Consider the following 343-nt stretch of genomic DNA (forward strand, 5'->3'; position numbering starts at 1 on the left):
TTCATAGAAAAAGAACTCCTTTGTTAGATTTCCGCGCGCCCTGCGAGCAGGGTCTATCATATCATTGGAGAGCCCAAAAAGCAATGCACAGCGAAGAAACGATGATGCACCCGCGCAGTGCCGAAGTGATATATTTCAGGATGCCTTTTCCAGCGGATCAACGACCACCGGACAGGTCTCATACAGCTCTATCGGGTCAAGGTCGATACAATTGAAAGGGTCCATGTCACCGCTCACATCCCATGCCGCCGTGTCATTCAGCACCGTCAGACGGTCACGGTAATAATCCGGGTCGCGCATAGGCTCATACACTCCCCCCTGTTGCAACAGGGGCTTTGCTTCA

Annotated in this window: 1 protein-coding gene; it reads right to left on the bottom strand. The window is 52.2% G+C overall.

Annotation, left to right across the window (positions count from 1 at the left end; genetic code table 11):
• Positions 1 to 135 precede the first annotated feature (135 nt).
• Positions 136 to 343: DUF2442 domain-containing protein (locus P0G09_RS16220; RefSeq protein WP_275253181.1), on the bottom strand; the 208-nt coding region annotated here is incomplete at its 5' end.

The sequence above is a fragment of the Faecalibacterium sp. DFI.5.82 genome, assembly GCF_029076575.1.
Lineage (GTDB): Bacteria > Bacillota > Clostridia > Oscillospirales > Ruminococcaceae > Faecalibacterium > Faecalibacterium duncaniae.